Origin of the sequence: Brachybacterium tyrofermentans, assembly GCF_039526165.1 — a bacterium.
Classification (GTDB): Bacteria; Actinomycetota; Actinomycetes; order Actinomycetales; family Dermabacteraceae; genus Brachybacterium; species Brachybacterium tyrofermentans.
Window position 1 is genome coordinate 184,073 of record NZ_BAAAIR010000006.1, and the last position, 18,499, is coordinate 202,571.

An 18,499-nucleotide genomic window follows, 5' to 3' on the forward strand; every position below is an offset into this window, starting at 1 on the left:
GGAGCCCGGGCCGTGGTGCAACGCACCTTCCTCGGAGTGTCGTGACGCAAACGTGACCGCCGGTCCTTCGATCTCCGGATTGTCCGACAACGCATGATCATGCCTGGCGACCTGGAGGTTTGTCCGCAGTCCGGGGTGCCTTCCGGGGTGCGACGACTGCCCGGTGTGGGGTGCGTCACTGCGGGCTCGCTGCTGACCCGTCCTCGCGCGCGGGGATGACTTCGGCGTCTGCGGGCGTCTCGATCACGGAGATCCGCCGCGCCGGCGGGAGAGGCCTCGGTACCGTCTAGGTCATGAACCCCCTCGAATCACTCAACGAGTTCCTCGGAAACGCGGAGGGCTGGCTCTGGACCTGGGCCGGCATGCCCGTGGTCGTGGTGCTCGGTCTGTACTTCACGATCCGCAGCAAGGGCGTCCAGTTCCGGATGATCCCGGCGATGTTCGGCGCGATCACCCAGAAGGCCCAGCGCGAGGAGATCAAGGAGGGCGGCAGGCGCACGGAGCGCACCAAGTCCTTGAGCGCCTTCCAAGCATTCTCCATCTCCGCCGCAGCGCGTGTGGGCACAGGGAACGTCTCCGGCGTGGCCGGGGCGATCTTCCTCGGTGGTCCGGGCGCGGTGCTGTGGATGTGGGTGATGTGCCTGCTCACGAGCGCCGCCAGCTTCATCGAATCCACGCTCGCGCAGCTGTGGAAGACCCGCGCCGCCGATACCTACAAGGGTGGCCCGGCGTTCTACATCGCCCGCGGCCTGGGCAGCCGGAAGTTCGGTCTGTTCTTCGCGGTCCTGTTCATCTTCTGCTTCGCCTTCGCCTTCACCTCGCTGCAGGCCAACACCATCGTCGATGCCGTCACCGGCGCTGTCGCCGTCTACACCGACCCGGAGAGTCTGCCGTGGCTGCCCATCGTGCTCGGCGTGCTGCTGGCCGTGCTCACCGGCGTGATCGTCTTCGGCGGCATGCGCCGCGTGGCCACCGTCGCCCAGAACATGGTCCCGATCATGGCCGTGATCTACCTGCTGCTCGGGATCCTCATCGTGGGCATGAACATCGGCGAGCTGCCCCGCGTGGTCAGCCAGATCGTCACCGAGGCCTTCACCCCGCAGGCCGCGATCGGTGGCGGCATCGGTGCCGCGATCGTCAACGGCGTCCAGCGCGGCATGCTCTCGAACGAGGCCGGCATGGGCTCGGTCCCCAACGTCGCCGCGACCGCATCGGTCAGCCACCCGGTCAAGCAGGGCCTGGTGCAGACTCTCGGCGTCTACTTCGACACGATCCTGATCTGCTCGATCACCGCATTCATCGTCCTGGTCGCCTTCCCGGATGTCTCCACCGGCGGCGAGGGTCTGGTGATGGTGCAGCAGTCGCTCACCGACAACCTCGGCGGCTGGGCCGCGATCCTGCTCGCAGTGATCATGTTCCTGCTCGCCTTCACCTCGGTGCTGGGGAACTTCTCCTACGGCGAGGCGAACATGCACTTCATCACCTCCAAGCGGGGCTGGCACATCGCCTTCGGTGCCGCCGTGACAGCTCTGGTGCTCATCGGCTCCGTGATCGCCGTGGACCTCGCCTGGACCATCGCCGGGGTGTCCATGGTGTTCATCGCCCTGGTCAACCTCGTGGTGATCGCGATCCTGGCGCCGACGGCGTTCAAGCTGCTGCGTCACTACAACGCCCAGCGCGCCCAGGGCCTGGACCCGATCTTCCTGGCCTCGGACCTCCCCGAGATCAAGAACATCGAGGTCTGGGTCGACGAGGACGTGTGCGACTACCAGGAGCAGCGGGAGCTGGACGCAGCCCGTTGAGCGGCGGGCGTTCAGCGACGTCCACCGAGCGTCGGCCTGCGGGTGCCGACCGTTGAGCGGCGGAGCTCGGGTGCGGGAAGGTTCCCGCACCCGATCTCCACAGTGCGTTCCCCTGCCGTTCACCGTGGCGCGGTCTCGGCTTCCTACGCTCTGGCGCGATGATTTCTCCGACGCCGCCCACTGCCCCTGAGCGCCAGCACTGGATGGACCTGCTGCGGGGCGGCGCGATCCTCCTCGTGATCGCCCATCACCTGCGGTTGGTCCAACAGATCTGGGACGGTTCCGCGCCCTGGGCGATGGTCGAGCTCTCCGAGGCGCTCGCGCCGTTCCGGATGCCGGCGCTGCTGTTCGCCTCCGGGATGCTGCTGGCGAGGTCGCTCGAGAAGCCGGCCGGTCGCTACCTCACCGGCAAGGTCCGCAGCCTGCTGTGGCCGTGGCTGCTGTGGTCGGCGATCATGCTCCCGATCCTGGGGTGGGTCAACGGCGCAGATCCGCTGTGGTGGATCAACGGCCTGTACACCTGGTTCCTCATGGCGCTGTTCCTGTACTACGTCGTCGGCCTCCTCGCCCGCTGGATCCCCCCGGGATGGATCGCGCTCGCGAGCGTCGCCGTCTGGACGGCCCTGCCCCTGCTCGGCATCGAGCACGACGTCGACGGGCCGCGGCCGGACAAATTCATCTACTACGCGGTGTACTTCTTCGCCGGGGCGGCGCTTCGGAACGTGCTCACCGCACGCATGATCCCGCTCGCCCTGCTGGTTCCCGCACTTGCCCTCGCGGCCGCCTGGGCGCTGTGGGCGGCGCTGAGCGATATCGAGCCCTCGGTGCCCGTGGTGACCCAGGTGGTCGTGCTGGTGTCCGTGATCGCCGCGATAGGGCTCGCGCAGCGTCTCCCGCGGATGCGCCTCACCCGTCCCGTGGAGTGGCTGGGCCGCAACTCGATCGTCGCCTATCTCGTGCACCTCCCCGTCATCGAGCTCCTCTGCCGGCACCTGGACGTGCCGCCGAGCGCGGCGAGCTACCTGATCTTCTACCTGGTCACGATCGGGGTCTGTGTGCTCGCGATCCTGATCCGGCCGGCGACGGGATTCCTGTATGCGTGGCCGGCCCGACGTCGCACTCCGGAGTTCAGCGAGCAGGCCAGTGTGCCGCGTCCGGCGTTCTCCAGCGCCGCCACGCGCGGGTAGGATGGTCTGGCTCGCTCAGCGGGCGCGGGCCTGTAGCTCAGTCGGCAGAGCATCGGACTTTTAATCCGCGGGTCGAGGGTTCGATCCCCTCCGGGCCCACCCTGGTCAGAGCCGTGTTTGTGACTCCATGAGCGGCCCCTACAAGGACGATGACAGCAACGCTGACAGCAACGCGGCTGTGTGTACTGTGCTGGGCGAGGGGTGGCAGCATCCGATCCTTCGCCACTCCGCGAGCGCCGTCGGAGCAGATTGAGCATGCCTCGGCCACAGTCCTCCAAGTCCTGGTGGAAGGCGGGCGAGCATTCCGAACATCAGCTCCTCAGTCACGGAGGTATGTGCATGGGTGCCGCCGAACGGCCCAGAGTTGTCTGCCTCTGCGGTTCGCTGCGCTTCCAGGGCCTGTTCGAGTCGGAGCGGCGTCGTCTTACTGCGCTCGGGATGATCGTGCTCGCGCCCGAGGCGATCGATGAAGACCTGACGCCAGCCCGACGTGAGGCTCTGGGGGAGCTGCATCTACGGCGTATCGACGTGTCGGACGAGGTGCGAGTGGTGAGCGAAGGTGGATACCTCGGATCGGCAACGCGGTGTGAAATTGCGTACGCGAGAGAGAGGTGCAAGAGCATTAGCTCAGTGGATCCAACCCTCGGCCTCTAAAGCCATCAGGGCATCCCGCTTTCGTCATCGCCTGGGCTGCGGGATTAATGGCCGGTTCCGACTCTCGGCGTCGTCTCGACGCTCATAGTGGGCCTTGATCGTGTCCGGCTTGCGGCACTGGCGTGGGTCGGCAAAGATGGGGGGCGTAAGCCGATTTCTCAGTCCGACCTGTCTGACGGCTTGCCGCGTGAAGGTGCGGTGGCCAGTGTCGGCTCTTACCAACTATCGGCAACTTTTTCTCATCCCGGGCGCGGGGCGGTTCTTCGTGCCTGCTGCTCTCGCTCGGCTCGGTGTGGCGATGCAAAGCCTCGCGATCCTGTGGGCTGTCCAGGGGGCGTCTGGCTCGTTTGCCGTCGCCGGCATCGCAACCGGCGCCTTCGCCGTCACGGAGGCTCTGCTCGCTCCTCAAGTCGCACGGTTTGTCGACAGCCATGGTCAGGGGACCGTCGCAGCTTTCCAGCTGCCAGTGTTCGGCCTCGCCGCAGTCACTCTTGTCCTGGCGACTTGGCTAGGTGCCCCTGTATGGGTGTGGTTGATTGCCAGCGGTGTAGCTGGTGTCTCGTGTCCTCAGATCGGCTCGTTGGCTGCCGCGCGATGGCGACACCTCACCGACAGCGGCGCGCAGATGTCGACAGCGCTGGCGCTCGAGGCCGCCGTGAACACGGTGACTTTCATGGTCGGTCCAGTGCTCGTGACATCGCTCAGCGCCACCATTCATCCCGCGATGGGGTTGGTGGTCGCGGCGGGCCTGGTCGCGGTCTTCACGGCCGTGCTCGTTAGATGTCGCGACTCCGAACCTCCGAGCCAGGCGCGCGGGCCTGGTCTTGTTCTCGATGCCAGGCTGCTCGACAGGGCTCTCTTGCCGTTTCCGGCGCTGCATCTACTGCTGGGCATTTACTTCGGTGGGATGACGATCTGCCTGACGGCAGCAGCGCTGTCTCTCGGAGTAGCCCCGTATGCGGGCCTGATAGCAGCCGGCGCGGGAGCCGCGGGGTTGCTCGCCGGCTTCGTCTATGGCGCGTCATCCCACCGGATCGGGACAGCGCCGGTCATGCTCCTCGGCTCGGCAGGACTCGTTCTGTTCTGCTTCGGACTCAGCCAGTCGCACGGTCTCGTCTCCCTCGTGCTGCTGACCACGCTGGCAGGAGCGTGCGTATCCCCGATCGTGATCCCCGCAGCCGTCAAGCTCCAGGAGGCCGCTCCCGCCTCGCTCTATGTCCAAGCAATCACTTGGACTGGATCGGCCAGTGCTCTAGGCACTGCTATTGCTGCTCCCCTCATCGGCCAGCTGGTCGATCAATGGTCCGTGCAAGCGGGCTACCTCGCTATCACCGTCGTTCTCAGTCTCCTGCTCATTGTCACGGTCCTACTCGCTCGCGATCGCCAACTGTCGCGCGTGCCATAGGCGGTCGCTTCGGTAGACGTCTTCGCGGACGAGGAGCAGCTGACGCGTACTCGGGACTGGGAGAACCGCTCCAGCCGCGAGGAGGGGGCGCAGGTCATGATGAGGAAGGCCCACCGGATGTAGTCTCAGACGCCACCTCTCTACTTCGTGGCCCGCGATACTCACTGCGCCGGACGCGAAGAGGGACTTAATGCAGCGGCCGCCGGGTCAGCGAAGCGTCTCCACTCATCGTGGGACGTTAGCTCATCAGCGTCCAGCCAAGCATCTGCGAGCAGCGTGGTTGACTGCAGCGTCAGCCCAGGGATCCCTACCCATACGATGGGACTGCCGCACGGATAGGTGACATCTGATCTGGCTTGCCCACTGGGCGGCCTGGAAGGATGTGCACCATGCCTGCTCCCTATCCCCAGGAGTTCCGCGAAGATGTCGTGCGTGTGGCCCGGTCCCGTGAGGACGGCGTCACTCTCGCGCAGATCGCGAAGGACTTCGGCGTCCACGAGATGACGCTGCATAAATGGATCCGTCAAGCCGACATCGATGACGGAAGCCGCCCCGGAAAGACCCGCGAGGACTCCACCGAGCTGCGCGACGCCCGCAAGAAGATCCGGCTGCTCGAGCAGGAGAACGAGGTCCTGCGCCGTGCCGCCGCCTACCTGTCCCAGGCGAACCTGCCGGGAAAAGGTTCTACCCGCTCGTGAGCGAGCTCGCCGCTGACGGCATTCCCGTCGCGGTGTCCCTGCGGGTCCTGAAGCTCTCCCGCCAGCCCTACTACCGCTGGCGGCACCAGCAAGTCACCAAGGCCGAGGTGGTCGAGGCCTACCGGTCCAACGCGTTGCTGGACGCTCACCTCGACGACCCCGAGTACGGCTACCGGCTCCTGGTCGACGAAGCCGCCGAGGCCGGTGAGGAGATGTGTGAGCGCACGGCGTGGAGGATCTGCCGGGACAACCAGTGGTGGTCGGTGTTCGGTAAGAAGCGCGGCAAGAACGGGAAGCGCCCCGGCCCGCCGGTTCACGACGATCTCGTGAAGCGGGACTTCTCCGCCGATGACGTCAACGAATTGTGGCTGACCGACATCACCGAGCACTGGACCGACGAGGGCAAGCTCTACCTCTGCGCCATCAAAGATGTGTTCTCCGGCCGGATCGTCGGCTACTCGATCAGCGACCGGATGAAGGCTCGCCTCGCGGTGAACGCCCTGGACAACGCGATATCCAGGCGCCCCGACGCCGCCGGCTGCATCCTGCATTCGGATAGAGGATCTCAGTTCCGGTCACGGAAATTCGTGCACGCCCTGAACCGTCATCACCTCATCGGATCGATGGGCCAGGTCGGCGCTGCCGGCGATAACGCCGCGATGGAGTCGTTCTTCGCGCTGCTCCAGAAGAACGTCCTGGACCGCAAGCGGTGGCGGACCCGAGAAGAGCTGCGGATCGCGATCATCACCTGGATCGAGAGGACCTATCACCGCCGGCGCCGGCAGGCTCGCCTGGGTCGATTGACCCCCATCGAATACGAGACCATCATGAACCCGGTCGCACTCGCGGCCTGACACCCCAACTGTCACCTAAACGTGCGGCAGTCCCACTTGGCGAGGTAGGCAGACACCATCTCGGGGGAGACGTCACCCTCATCGTCGGAGTGGCGCTGGACGGGTCGAGCGTCGACCTGGCGACCGAAGCGGAGCACGCGGGCGGAGTCGTAGGCGTCGACCGGAGCAGCATCGACCTCGATGTCGCGTGCAGCCTCGAGACACCGCTCGGCGAGCCACGAAGCGGGCACGTCGACAGCGGGGGAGGGGAAGGGATCGTCGTCCGACGGGGCACCGTCGAGGCGCACGAGCGCGTGCAGGTGGATCGCGCCGCGCTTCTGATACTCGCCGACCTTGGCGAACTGCACGCGCAGTAGGTTTCTCGAGGCCTTCTCACTCATGCCGAGGTGCCCGGCAACGAGGCGGCGCAGGCGGATCGTGAACCTCCTCCAAAGTTCGGGGCAGCGCCACTGCCAGACCGCCTGGCCCTCATAGTCGTAGCAGTCCGAGCACAGCGCCTGACCGACCCGAGAATCGTCGGCGTCGTGGTGCTCCGTGCATCGACGAGGGCGTCCGTGCTCGCACAGCCCCGGCGCAGCGTTGGCAGTGCACGGCCGAGGCTTCGCACCCGGGCGAGTCGACGAGTGGACTGCGCCGAACGAGGGGGCGGTCAGCGTGAGGAACACCAGCGGGTGCGTGGCGACGCTCTCCGGGACCCCCTTGTCCCCGCCGGAGACCCCTGCGGAGAGGAGGTGCCACATGTCGCCCTGGTACTCATGGGAGCACGAAGGGCAGCGGGAGGCACGGCGATTGCCGCAGCGGACGTAGAGGACGCTGTCGGGCAGTTCGCGGCTGTCGAAGGTGCTCAGGTGCTGCCCGGACCGGCGATCGAAGGTGCGTGCCTGTCCGAAGAGGCGGATGGGGCGGGAGCAGAATCCCGTCGAGGCGGCCTGCTTGGACCAGTCCTCGAAGCCGTCGGAGAGCATCCGCGTGAGGGCGGTCGGTTCTTCCACGTCGAGGGAGTAGAGATCGCTGGCGCTCACGATGCCGTTCCTTCCGTGTCGGGCTTGGTCCGAGTGCGTGCCCGAGAGCTGCGCGGCTTTTCCGTCGGCTCCGGGAGCACCACGGGGACCGTCGACGGGGCGGGGAACCGCTCGGCCGCAGCCCGGATCAGGTCGTCATTGACGAAGGCGGCGCGAACGCGGACCGGTTCGGAGCCGTCCTCGGGAACCACATAGCCGATGCCTGGTGAGGCGAGCGGGATCTTGTGGCAGAGAGCCCCGGAGGCGATAGCGCCGTCGCCGAGGACCATCGAGGTCTCCTCGCGGTCACGCAGCCGAAGCCCGACCATCTGGGTGAACAGGCCGCGGTTGGGGATCGTCTCCTTCCGGGGATCCTGGAGGCAGGCGACCACGGTGTAGCCGACGGCGCGGCCCTGGGAGCAGAGCAGTGACATCGCGGTGCGGGCGCGGTTCTTGAGATCGCGGTCCTCGATGTACGACGTGAGCGCTGCGACCTCGTCGATCAGGACGACGACCAGCGGCTCATCGACACTCGCGGTGTGCTGGCGGGTGTTCCCGGCCATTCGTTCGAGGCGAGCGCTCATCGCCTTGACGGCGTCCTCGAGGACCACCACGGCTTCCGCAGGGGTCACGGCGTAGCGGGTGAACAGGCTCTTGCCCATGCCCAGCTCCACGCCGCCCTTGAGGTCGATCCCGTGGACCTGTGCTTCACCTCGAGCGATGGCGGGACCGAGGCCGATGGTCACGCCCCAGACGAGCGATGCCTTGCCGGAGCCGGAGGAGCCGGCGACGAGGGTGTGGGTACCCGCGATGCGGAGCCACAAGTCATCGTCCGTCGTGTCGACCCCCATCCATACCGAGCGGCCGCCCCACGGCTCTCCAGCATCGGGGAGGCCACGGTTCACGGTCTCGGCGAGGGCATCGCCGAAGGTGAAGCTGAGCGTGGGGGAGAGGTCTCCGGTCACCCGGATGTGAGTCGCGCCCACAGTGGTCCGCAGCCGATCAGCGGCCGCCTGAAAGTCTTCGACAGTCTGTCCGGTGAGGAGCCCGGGAGCGAGAACGAGCTCGTTGTGACGCCAGTGCTTGCTGGCTATCGAGGGAACGCGCAGGTGCTTCTCGCCCGCCGGGTCGATCACGACCGAGGTGAGCCCGCACTCCTCCATGAGCAGCGGCCAGGTCTCGATCAGATCCAGCCAGAGTTCCCGGCGCCAGAGAGGGCGAGAGATGGCTCGGTAGTAGGTCTCGGGGTAGAACCGGGCCCAGAGCGCGAAGTACAGCGCGATGGCTCCGACGATGGCGAAGGGCTTCCAGCTCTCGAGCAGGTCGGCCGCGAGCCAGGTGAACATCGTGACGACGAACCATAACCGATGGAACCATCGCACGTGGCCCCATAGGCCAGCGGTGATCCATCGCAGCTCGGCGAGGCCGAAGCGGAAGGCGAGGGAGGCGGTGTGCATCGCTCACGCACCCCCGAACGCCAGCTGCCAGCCGAGCGGGATGACTTGCCAGAGCAGGAGCCCGATCGCTGCGACGTTGAGCAGACGCATCGCCTTCCGCTCCATGATCACGCCGCCTCGGTGCTCGAGGTGCGGGCGGAGGTCTTGGCCTCGGCGAAGCCCGTGGCCCGCAGCGAGTACGCGATCTTCGGGAAGTTCCCGTTGGTGTCGACGTACGGCGTGAGGGTGAGCCCCTCGAAGGCAACAGCGCGGAAGGGACCGGTAGTCGGTCCCTTGGGCGGCACCGGCTGATGGTCGGAGGAGACCTTCACGGTCACCTCGGCCTGTCCCTTCCGACTCTCCGGGTCGGGATCGAGCATCCGGACCTGCCAGACACGCTGGCCCGAGATCTTGTCTCGCAGCTGAGGGTCGACCTCGCCTGCCCTCTTCTTGTCGAAGTCATCGGCGGCGATGACCTCGCCGATCATGTACGCACCCTGCGGGAACACGTCCTCCATCTGGACGGGGAAACGAGTCTGCACAGCCATGGTTGGCCTCCTTGGGTTGGGATCAACTGCAAGATCAGTAGACACACGGCGCTTGACTCTTGTCAAGTGACAATGTGGAGTGATGGGTATGATGAGCGCATGAGCCAGCCGTACATCGCTACCAACGTGCAGGTCGGAGACGTCTTCGAGCTGCCCGAGCCAATCCGCGACTTGGCAGAAAAGATGAGGTTGCGTGCGCTCGAGACGTGCAAGGCAGCGAAAGAGGAGCTCGAGCCGGGGCAGCGCGACGAGCTGTTCCTCCTGGCGTCTCTCGGGTTCGCGAACGAGTCCGAGCGCGAGGCAAAGGATCTCCGGACGCTACTGACGGCTTATGCTCACGCCGTCGCTAGCGAGCGGCCCAGCCTGCAGGAGGTTGCGAGCTGGCAAAGAGTCACCCCGGGGAATTTGCGGCGCAGGTACGCTCCGATTCACCTAGAAGCCGTCAGGTCCCTTCTGAGCGACCGAGTGTCCTTCGATCTCGTCGAGACCGCCTTCCCGTCTGTAGATGATGAGATGCTTCGCGATCGAAATGACCAGGCCCGGCATGATTACCGCTTGCGTGCGGATATTCGCAACGCATTTACGGCCTTCATCGATGAGACTGCCGGCGTGCTGCACGGCGAGGGTTGGAGAGATCGTACGCTGGTGGAATCTAAGTTCGACCCGAACCCGTTGCGCGGGTATACCGGCGTGAGCGCCCTGAGCGTGGAAAGTAGAAGAGCAATCTCAGGCGTCTCGCCGAGCCTAGTGAACCACGCACTGTCCCGTCTCAGCGGCAATCACGCTGAATATTTTGAGTTCGAGCGGCATACGATCGAACAGGCCGGAGTTTTCTCGCGCACTTGATCACCACGAGGTATTGGGCCGCGACGAGGATCGCGAAGTGTAACTCGACCGTCAAGTGACGTCAATTACTAAAGGGATCATTCACAATCGGATCCTCGGCGTGTGCGACGGAATGGGAACAGACCAATAGCGTTATCTCTGAAAGGCCAGAACATGGGATCGCTTTTGAATGGCTGTGTAGCGATTCTGCCTAAAAACGCGCGAGTACCTACGCTGGTCGTAGCTCGTAGAATACGCTAGACCTAGGTTGCAATTCCTTGCCACCCCGACAAGAAGTTCTCCCATATCGAAAAACTCTCCTCGAATTACAGAATCGCCCACAACCATAGCTAGATGGCCTCCCGGGACCAATACCCTACGGCATTCACTAAATACAGTCTCCATGGCGGACAGATATGCTTCGACAGGCTGCTTCTTATCCGAGTGCTTATTGCGTGATCCAAACTCTACTTCCTGAGTCTTGCGGACGTCAAAATCGAGCCAGAAAAGTCGAAGCTTATGGTATAGATAGTAGTCGTGAGAGTTCGCATAAGGCGGCGATGTTACGATAAGATCCTGCGACGCGTTGTCAAGCGGAAGATTATTGGCGTCCGCGAGTAGTGTCTTGGACGTACCATCGACCTCTTCCAAATACGCCAAAGACTCAACGTTCGTGCGGAGTTTTCGTATGAAACGATCGAGCACTAGGTCGACGTTCACTTCGCGCTCCACACGGCGCCAATGGGTCTCACTCTCTTGGTTTGATACTCCGACAAGTATCGCGCTCATCGTCGCGAGAGCAACATCCTTAGCCGCCGGATCGTCAATTTCACGAATCGCTGACTTTATTCGAACGAGTGCCGCAGTTGCCGGGAGAGAGAACCAGTGTTCCCTGTTGAGAAAATCTGGAGCGCCGGCCGTTGTCGCTTCATTAGAGTAAATTGCATCAGGCAGATCTTCTAGCTGGGAGCGAGAGGTCTCACTCAATCGAGTTGTTTTCGCTCGAGTGATCAGCGCAGAAATCGGATTTGAATCAGACGACATCGCATTCCGTCCAAGACGGAGCGCCTCCACCGCTGTTGTGCCCGACCCAGACATCGGGTCAAGTACGGTATCACCCTCAGAAGAAAATGCAGCGATTAGCTCTGCAGGAATCTGAGGTTTAAATTTGGCCGGGTAGGGGTGGAACTGATGAGGGGATTCAGAGCGCGACGGCAATGTGTCCAGATCGGCAAAGAACTCGGATAGCCGTGAATAATCCTTCACTTGCGGATAACCAAGTTGTAGGAATGTCCGATATTGAGGTAGTAGTTACTTGAAGGATACCCTAGGCATACAAGCGGACGAAATCGTGTCTGATCGTAGATCTGAATATCCCAGAGTCGGAATCCAGCCGCTTCGGCACGTTCCATTACATGCATGTGGAACGGAACGAAAGGAATTTTAGCCTTCATGGCTCGGAAGTCCTTAACCACCCATACTGCGTAGCCACCCGGCTTAAGGGCCGCGTGGGTCTTCCGCAGGACAACTTCGATGGCATCTAGGAACTTGTCGTATTTCATGTTGCCAAGGTCGTCTTCACTGTCTGAGTATGGCTCGGGATTTGCTAGTGGGGCGATAGTGCTGTGTTCCCGCCACTTGTGCGCAAAGGCGCCTTTGACGTTCTTAAGTAAATCTCCGTAGGGCGGACTGGTGAGAACCATGTCAACGGACTCATTCGCGACGTAGGAATCGAGCTTCATTGCGTCCCCGCGAATGAGTACCTGATCGGAGCTAGTGAGGTCCGCTTCGGCCAGGTCGGCATAATGGTCGTTTAGCTCGATTCCGATGCCGCGACGGCCAATATCTGCGCACGCGTCTAGTGTTGTCCCTACTCCAACGAAGGGGTCGAGTACCGTCTGCCCCTTCTTCGTGTAGACAGAGATTTGCTGCTTTGCGAGTGACATCGGGAATGCGGCACCGTGCTCCCGCTGCTTAGGTGAACGTGTGTCGGGATATTCTTGGATGCTCCTGCTGGACTGAGCCCATTCTTTTCCGCTTAGATCGTTAAGTTCGCGTGGCCGCAAGTCCGGCTTTTTCCCATAGCAATCGCGGCAGAGCCCAGCCTTGAGGCGTTCAGTGCCGACAAAGGCGTCGGTCTCGTTGTTGCATCGAACGCAGGGGTAGTCTACGCGGGCTCGGCTGGGTGCGGCTGTCATGGAGGTAGCTTAGTTGCATCCATGTGGTTTGACCAGACCTCACAGAGGAGAGCTTAGCCACCCGTATCGTAGCTGGTCGTCCGGACTGGGGTTGCTCTGCGTCAGAGCGACCTGCAGTGTCCCATCGTCGAGCCACTCGAACGTAAGGTAGTCATCCTCGGCCAGCATCCCGCGAACTTCCGGCGTGCGAAAGGCGAATCGGAGTTCGGTATTGGTGCGCTTATGTGTTGGTGCGGGCACATACTCGATGATTCTCGCGTCTTCGGCGACGACTGTTCGTGTGTCCCCGACAAGTATTGCTCTGAATTTTCTAGCGCGCTGTCGACTTCCAGTTGCTTCGCTTCCGTCAAGTTCAATCTCCAGTTCGCCGAAGAAGTCAGCAAATGCTTTCGGAATTACTATTTGCCCCGGGGCGGTGTTGAGGCTGGCGTCGAATCTCGAGAGGCGCTTAAAGAATTTTGCCCAGCGATTATCGCCACTTTCCAATTCTGAACCGGCTACTGTTTGAACATCTGGACTAGATTCTGAGCTGCGATTTCGACCGCCTGCTGGCGACTGGCTCGCCTGCCCTACCGGGCTCGCGTCGTCATCTAGGATGTCGATCATTCCATCGATGTCGATTGATGGCTTCGGTGGGATCATTAAGGGCTCATTGCTGGGGTTGAATATCCGCCCCTGTCTACGTCCCGCACCGCTGAAGGGCGATCTGCGACGCTCGCTGCCTAGAAGGATCCGATCGTCGTTCTTCATTTCTTCAATTAGTTCGGCATTGAGCGGGCGGCATGACTCGGGGTCACCCGTCACGAGCATGTAGTATTCAAATATTTCATCGACGAAGCGCCATCCCTCAGGATCATCTCCGCTGACCGTCACCCTGGTCGCGAGTTCATAATTCGAGTAGAGCCCGCCATTTGTGAGATTCCCGGATCCGAGTATGACCTCAGCCTTGCGGTCTCCGATTCCAAAGTAGAACTTGGGGTGGAATGTGCGCTTTGGTGACCCAGGATTAAAGAATATGAACGACTCGGTAGTTAGTTTGTTGAGTGCGGCAAGTCCCTCGATGGACGCTCCGCCCTGGTCGACGCCTATTGCTGCATGCACCTGTGCCCCGCGGTCGATGGCATGAAGGAGGTCGCGTCCGACTCTCCTTAGACCGGAAGCTTTTGCCCATGCCGCTACGATGTAGTAGTCCTGGATTTGGTCGTCGCGCAGCACCTCGGATAGGTGGGTGCCGATCTGTGCAGAGAACGGTTGGGGGATAATTTGAAGTCGCATTAGCTTCCGATCCGAAGAGGTTGTCGTCTGCGCAGTTTGTCACAACCCGCACCTGGTGAGAAGTTTCTCTACTCCTTCAAGGGGGCGGCTTCGCCGCCCCCGCGACACAGCAGGCCTCGTGTCCTCGCTCCGCTGCGGGCCTCGGCTGCTGTGCCGCCGACCTGTACTCCGAGCCCTCATGATCGCCGGGCCCCTGGACTGCGGTGGATCTCCCGCAAGTCTTCAACGCTGATCCACTTGCCAAAGTGGACCATTCGATGACAAATGACGCAGAGTAGTGCGAGGCAGCGAGCGTCGTTGTCACGGCGCCGCTCACATGGAGTGGCAGCCTGTGGTGGACCTCGATGTAGCCCTCTCCGCGTGCTCCGTACTGTGTCCCAAAGTTGAAGCCGCAGACCTCACAGGCGATGCTTCGACCATCGGCCTTCACTCGGGCTAGCTTGGCTCGGCGGAGTTTGGGATCCCGTTCACGGCGCAGGACTCGAACGGCGAGTGCACCACCCTCAGCGGCGGCACCAATTAGTTCTTCGTCGGGTGTGGGCAAATCCTTGTCTGGACTGGCTTGTACAGCGCTCCGTCGGCGAAACTCGGCAGCAGCTTCCTTCATAGCGGCTCGGTCTGCGACGAAGTCCCGCACGATCGGCTCTTCCGCCTTGGGGGATCGAAGGCCTTTGCCCGAATGGGACGGGTGTGAAGCTCGGAGGTTGTTGATCTTCATGCCGACGCTGCCTGGCGATCGGAACTTTGGATCGGCGGATGCCCAACATGGATCTCGGCCGATCGCAGAAGCTTAGATAGCGCGATGACCTCAGGCTTCGCTGCGTTGACTCGTCCCCGAGATAGGTCGTCTGCCACATCAGCCGCCAGAATCATCTCCTCTACCGTCCACACATTTCGAGTTGGAGCTGGCGATGACGGCGTAGGCGTGACGGGCGCCGAAAGACTCGAGGGTGTCGCGGTGCTGAGGCGCCCTCTGACCGATCTGGCTCGCAGCTCCATGTCGTCTTCGCTGGCCAAGAAACGTCTGAGTACCTCGGCATCGAGGTGGTTGCCGCGAGTGGGCTTCCCGGTGTAGTCCGGATGGCGGGTCGCAAGGTCCCAGGTCTTCCTGTGGACGCTGTTCGCAGGCCTGAAGGAGTCGGGGCGGCCCTTCTGGGGGTGATGGTCGCCCGGCGGAGGATGGCTGATAGCTCTTGGACCCGAGGGCCATTGGCGTGGAGCCCTCGCCAGTTGTTGTCTCGGACCAGCGCGCACGCCGGTACGAGCTCCTCCTCAGTCCACGCCCACGCCATGAGGACACTCTAGGCTGGGGCGCCGGCTTTCGGGCGGGACCGTCTCCAAGAGACGGGGAGGCTCGCAGGTTGACAGCAACGCTGACAGCAACGCGGCAGAGTCGAGTGGGAGCGGATGGGCGACCTGGTGGCGTTGACCTGCCGCAACTTGCATCGCGCTGGGTGTCGGGGCGGACTTTTAATCCGCGGGTCGTGGGTTCGATCCCCACCGGGCCCACCAATGCACCGCCCGACGTCGGTGGTGTCATAGCGTCGTAGCAACACTCCCGGTCGGTGGGGGCTCGAGGCGAGGAGGCCTGGGATGGTGCGGCGGCGGCTCACGTTCACGGAGCGGATGGAGATCTCNGATGCCCGTCAGTGGTCTCCAGGGAGCTACGACGGAACTCGACGAAGACCCGTGGCTATCAAGCGGTGACCGCGGACGTGAAAGCGCAACGCCAACGCTCGCGCCCACAAGTCCGAAAAGTGGCGAAGGACCCGGTGCTCCAGGCGAGGGTGAACGCCGACCTCGCGGCGTCGTGGACGCCGAACGAGATCGCGGGTCGCTTGCGTCTGGAGGCCGCAGACCCGACCGTTGAACGCATGGCGAATTCTCCGAACGCTCAGGGCCGCACCGTCAGCGGAGAAGCGATCTACCAGTACATCTACGCGATCCCCCGCGGGGAACTCGCCACGCGAGGGATCTTCTTGCAGTCCAAACGGACCAAGCGCCGACCCCGCACACCCGGCCGCACCCGGGGCGGACCGATCGTGGGGATGGTGCCCATCTCGGAGCGAAGCGAGGATGCCGCGGAGCGGCGGGTTCCGGGGCACTGGGAGGGCGACTTGATCATCGGGAAGAACGGGTCCTCGTGCGCGGCGACGCTGGTGGAGCGGATGAGCGGTTTCACCGGACTGCTTGCCCTGCCCTCCAAGCACGCCGAGGGCACTGCGGACGCGGTCATCGAGTACTTCACCGAGCTGCCCAAGATGATGAAGGCGTCGCTGGCATGGGACCAGGGCAGCGAGATGGCCCAGCACGCAAAGGTTTCCCTGGCCACGGACATGCCGGTCTACTTCGCTGAGCCCCACTCGCCCTGGCAGCGGCCCAGCAACGAGAACACGAACCGGCTCTACCGGGAGTACCTCCCCAAGGGCACCGCGATCCCCGACCACCAGCCCTACCTCACCACCATCGCCGAAGAGATCAACAACCGACCCCGACGCCGACTCGGCTTCCTGACACCGACAGAATCCTTCGCCCGACTACTGGCCGGCGAACCCCATGTTGCTTCCACGCTTTGACACCACCGTCCTGCAACGCGATATCTCGGGCTATGCCAGGTTTCACTGCGCAGCGGGCGTATTGGGCGGATAGGCCGTACGCTGGACGGCGCGGAGCTGACCGCGATCATCGCTGGCCAGTCAAGATCTTGTCGACGGCATCCTTCACGGTCGGCGCAGAGACCGTGGGAGCGGGCCGGGGATCGGTTGCCGGGGCCGACGTGATCCAAGCGGTCTCGAGGCCTACCGCCAGCCCTCCCGCCACGTCCGTCTCGAGGCTGTCGCCCACCATCCATCCGTCGAGCGGGCACTCGAGACGTCGGGCCAGCTCGTGGAAGATGCTCGGCTCTGGTTTGCGTTCTCCGAACTCGGAGGAGATGACCCATCCGTCCACGAGATCCGCGAGACCCGTGCTCCGGATCTTGCCCTCCTGGTTATCGACCATGCCGTTGGTGACGATCCCCAGTCGCCATCCGGCGTTTCGGAGTGCCCTCAGCGCTGATCGGTCGGTATCGGAGCATCGGACGAGATCCGGCATGTGAGCGCGATAGTCGCTCCATGCGGCCTCGGGTGTCATAGGAAGGCTGAAGCACTGGACGATCATCGAGAAGATCTCGCCCTTCGGGCGGCGCTGGGCCGACGCGGCGGCAATGACGCCAGCATCCCGCTCATCAAGGCTCCATGCCTGCGCGAACCCGCGTGCCCAGTCCCGTGCGGCGGCCGCCTGGTCCACAAGAGTTCCGTCCAGATCGAAGATCGCAAGTGGCACGACCGCAGCTTACTGACCACACGCGACTCGTCTCAGGCGCTGACTGAGGATGCCCTCGTTCACGCCGCGCTTCGCCGTACGCTCGAAGGCATGGTGCACCGTCTGCCGCCTCCTCCGATGGTTCCGCACGCCGAGTACCTGGCCAGCCTGCCGCGGAAGCGGGTGATCACCAGCGCGTTGATCGTCGCCGAGGATCGTCGGGTGCTGTGCATCGAACCCACCTACAAAAGCACCTGGCATCTCCCGGGCGGCACCGTGGGGCAGGGAGAGTCGCCGTCGAACGCGTGCATCCGCGAGTGCCGAGAAGAGCTGGGTGTCTCGATCGACCTCGGCAGACTGTTCGCCGTCGGGCATATCGAACCCGGAGCGGAGGACCCGCACGGAGCGCTGGCATTCATCTATGACGCCCCGATGAGCCCGTCCACGTTCGACAGCCTCGACCTGGCGGACGACGAGATCCGGAGTGTCGCCCGGCTGGAGGACGCGGAGTTGCATCAGCTGCTGAGTCCACTGGCATTCCGGTTCGTCCAGTCAGGACTGGAGTCCTTGGACCGGGGCGGTCTCGTGGAGTTCGATCGCGATGAGGGGACCACCGGCTCTGGCCGCGGATAACGGTGTCGACGAGCCAGGGAGAGCTCCTCACCCCCGAGCTGATCTTCATTCTGCCTCGGGCCGCGCGAGCCGGAAGCGCCGCCACACGGGTCGAGCTCAGACCGCACCAGCTCGCTTCGACGTAGTAGCTTCGACGTCATTGCCCGCCCAGATTCGTCAGTGGTCGCGGTGCGCCGCAACCGCTTCCCGCGCTCAGAATCATCCCGGGGCGTCATGAGCCGGTCAGCTTCCATTCTCGCTGGGGGCTCTGGCGACGTCGCTGTCCACGGGGTTGTCGGCGAGTGCGTCGCGGAGCGCAGAGCGGGGGATGGGACCGATGGTGACTTCGGACCGTTCAGTGGTGCACGTGATCCACACGTCGGTGCCGCGGGTGGTGATGGTGAGGGCGTCGCCGTCGTGGTCGCTGAGCTCGATGGGGAACATGATGTCTCCGGAAGGGGTAGGCGCTGGGTTGCAGCACGTGGGTCGTTTACGCGTGAGGACGTCACGGCGACCGGTTTCGTCACGAGGAGCGAGCCGCACTGTGAACGGCTTCACATCTGGACGGGGCGGCGGGGTTCATGACGGGCCTTCCTGGGAGATCGGGGGCCGGTGGGCCGCGCGCACAACTCGCTCGGAAAGGAGGACCGCCGCCTACGGCGACACCGAGCCCGGATACTGACCCGATGAAAGATCGAGGC

General features: G+C 63.5%; 15 protein-coding genes and 1 tRNA gene. 8 read left to right on the forward strand and 8 right to left on the reverse strand.

The genetic code is table 11. From position 1 onward, the window contains the following. Positions 1-293: 293 nt before the first annotated feature. The 5 genes from ABD093_RS01865 (at position 294) to ABD093_RS01885 (ending at position 6,600) form a co-directional block, all read left to right on the forward strand. The gene (locus tag ABD093_RS01865) at positions 294-1,802 is read left to right on the forward strand and encodes an alanine/glycine:cation symporter family protein (protein ID WP_343922070.1); all 1,509 of its coding nucleotides are present in this window, start codon (positions 294-296) and stop codon (positions 1,800-1,802) included. A 158-nt stretch (positions 1,803-1,960) separates the two neighbouring features. Then, positions 1,961-2,989 (forward strand): acyltransferase family protein, encoded by a 1,029-nt coding sequence (locus ABD093_RS01870; protein WP_343922072.1) that lies wholly within the window; start codon positions 1,961-1,963, stop codon positions 2,987-2,989. Between the two features lie 26 nt (positions 2,990-3,015). Beyond that, positions 3,016-3,088 (forward strand) — tRNA-Lys (locus ABD093_RS01875). 760 nt (positions 3,089-3,848) lie between these two features. Then, a complete protein-coding gene (locus tag ABD093_RS01880) occupies positions 3,849-5,048 on the forward strand; it encodes an MFS transporter (protein WP_343922074.1) in 1,200 nt (399 codons plus the stop codon). 389 nt (positions 5,049-5,437) lie between these two features. Then, positions 5,438-6,600, forward strand: a protein-coding gene (locus ABD093_RS01885) for an IS3 family transposase (RefSeq protein WP_343922076.1) whose coding sequence is annotated in 2 segments (ribosomal slippage) — positions 5,438-5,722 and positions 5,725-6,600 — 1,161 coding nt in all. Because the reading frame shifts where the segments join, the coding sequence is not laid out codon by codon here. An 11-nt stretch (positions 6,601-6,611) separates the two neighbouring features. Here ABD093_RS01885 and ABD093_RS01890 read toward each other — a convergent pair. The 3 genes from ABD093_RS01890 to ABD093_RS01900 all read right to left on the reverse strand — a co-directional run bounded on the left by ABD093_RS01890 (position 6,612) and on the right by ABD093_RS01900 (position 9,585). Next, on the reverse strand, positions 6,612-7,622 hold the full coding sequence (locus ABD093_RS01890; protein ID WP_343922078.1) for a replication initiator: 1,011 nt from the start codon (positions 7,620-7,622) through the stop codon (positions 6,612-6,614). Beyond that, complete coding sequence (locus ABD093_RS01895; RefSeq protein WP_343922080.1) at positions 7,619-9,058, reverse strand: hypothetical protein; 1,440 nt, start codon at positions 9,056-9,058, stop codon at positions 7,619-7,621. Before ABD093_RS01895 ends, ABD093_RS01890 begins: the two co-directional genes overlap by 4 nt. Positions 9,059-9,165: 107 nt before the next feature. Beyond that, positions 9,166-9,585 (reverse strand): plasmid replication, integration and excision activator, encoded by a 420-nt coding sequence (locus ABD093_RS01900; protein WP_343922082.1) that lies wholly within the window; start codon positions 9,583-9,585, stop codon positions 9,166-9,168. Between the two features lie 99 nt (positions 9,586-9,684). Between ABD093_RS01900 and ABD093_RS01905 the strand changes: the two genes are divergently transcribed. Further along, positions 9,685-10,431, forward strand: coding sequence for a hypothetical protein (locus ABD093_RS01905; RefSeq protein WP_343922084.1), 747 nt, complete (start codon positions 9,685-9,687; stop codon positions 10,429-10,431). A 132-nt stretch (positions 10,432-10,563) separates the two neighbouring features. On the opposite strand, the gene ABD093_RS01910 is transcribed toward ABD093_RS01905, so the two are convergent. From ABD093_RS01910 to ABD093_RS01920, 3 genes are read right to left on the reverse strand one after another with little or no spacing between them, the layout of a single operon-like run. Continuing rightward, positions 10,564-11,676, reverse strand: a complete 1,113-nt coding sequence (locus tag ABD093_RS01910) for a DNA methyltransferase (protein ID WP_343922086.1) — start codon at positions 11,674-11,676, stop codon at positions 10,564-10,566. Then, complete coding sequence (locus ABD093_RS01915; protein ID WP_343922088.1) at positions 11,673-12,608, reverse strand: DNA methyltransferase; 936 nt, start codon at positions 12,606-12,608, stop codon at positions 11,673-11,675. Before ABD093_RS01915 ends, ABD093_RS01910 begins: the two co-directional genes overlap by 4 nt. Positions 12,609-12,647: 39 nt before the next feature. Then, the gene (locus tag ABD093_RS01920) at positions 12,648-13,823 is read right to left on the reverse strand and encodes a phospholipase D family protein (protein ID WP_343922090.1); all 1,176 of its coding nucleotides are present in this window, start codon (positions 13,821-13,823) and stop codon (positions 12,648-12,650) included. 1,625 nt (positions 13,824-15,448) lie between these two features. Here ABD093_RS01920 and ABD093_RS01925 point away from each other — a divergent pair. Then, positions 15,449-16,459 (forward strand): IS30 family transposase, encoded by a 1,011-nt coding sequence (locus ABD093_RS01925; RefSeq protein WP_425546203.1) that lies wholly within the window; start codon positions 15,449-15,451, stop codon positions 16,457-16,459. A 106-nt stretch (positions 16,460-16,565) separates the two neighbouring features. On the opposite strand, the gene ABD093_RS01930 is transcribed toward ABD093_RS01925, so the two are convergent. Beyond that, positions 16,566-17,207, reverse strand: a complete 642-nt coding sequence (locus ABD093_RS01930) for an HAD family hydrolase (RefSeq protein ID WP_343922094.1) — start codon at positions 17,205-17,207, stop codon at positions 16,566-16,568. Between the two features lie 117 nt (positions 17,208-17,324). Between ABD093_RS01930 and ABD093_RS01935 the strand changes: the two genes are divergently transcribed. Beyond that, a complete protein-coding gene (locus ABD093_RS01935) occupies positions 17,325-17,819 on the forward strand; it encodes an NUDIX domain-containing protein (protein WP_343922144.1) in 495 nt (164 codons plus the stop codon). A 222-nt stretch (positions 17,820-18,041) separates the two neighbouring features. Here ABD093_RS01935 and ABD093_RS01940 read toward each other — a convergent pair whose 3' ends face one another. After that, on the reverse strand, positions 18,042-18,242 hold the full coding sequence (locus ABD093_RS01940; protein ID WP_343922096.1) for a hypothetical protein: 201 nt from the start codon (positions 18,240-18,242) through the stop codon (positions 18,042-18,044). Positions 18,243-18,499: the final 257 nt, after the last annotated feature.

What these genes read in the sequence shown, in the direction of transcription:
- ABD093_RS01940 (WP_343922096.1), bottom strand. Translation starts at nt 18,242, where the DNA reads ATGTTCCCCATCGAGCTCAGCGACCACGACGGCGACGCCCTCACCATC.
- ABD093_RS01935 (WP_343922144.1), top strand. Translation starts at nt 17,325, where the DNA reads ATGGTTCCGCACGCCGAGTACCTGGCCAGCCTGCCGCGGAAGCGGGTG.
- ABD093_RS01905 (WP_343922084.1), top strand. Translation starts at nt 9,685, where the DNA reads ATGAGCCAGCCGTACATCGCTACCAACGTGCAGGTCGGAGACGTCTTC.
- ABD093_RS01915 (WP_343922088.1), bottom strand. Translation starts at nt 12,608, where the DNA reads ATGACAGCCGCACCCAGCCGAGCCCGCGTAGACTACCCCTGCGTTCGA.
- ABD093_RS01870 (WP_343922072.1), top strand. Translation starts at nt 1,961, where the DNA reads ATGATTTCTCCGACGCCGCCCACTGCCCCTGAGCGCCAGCACTGGATG.
- ABD093_RS01895 (WP_343922080.1), bottom strand. Translation starts at nt 9,058, where the DNA reads ATGCACACCGCCTCCCTCGCCTTCCGCTTCGGCCTCGCCGAGCTGCGA.
- ABD093_RS01900 (WP_343922082.1), bottom strand. Translation starts at nt 9,585, where the DNA reads ATGGCTGTGCAGACTCGTTTCCCCGTCCAGATGGAGGACGTGTTCCCG.
- ABD093_RS01865 (WP_343922070.1), top strand. Translation starts at nt 294, where the DNA reads ATGAACCCCCTCGAATCACTCAACGAGTTCCTCGGAAACGCGGAGGGC.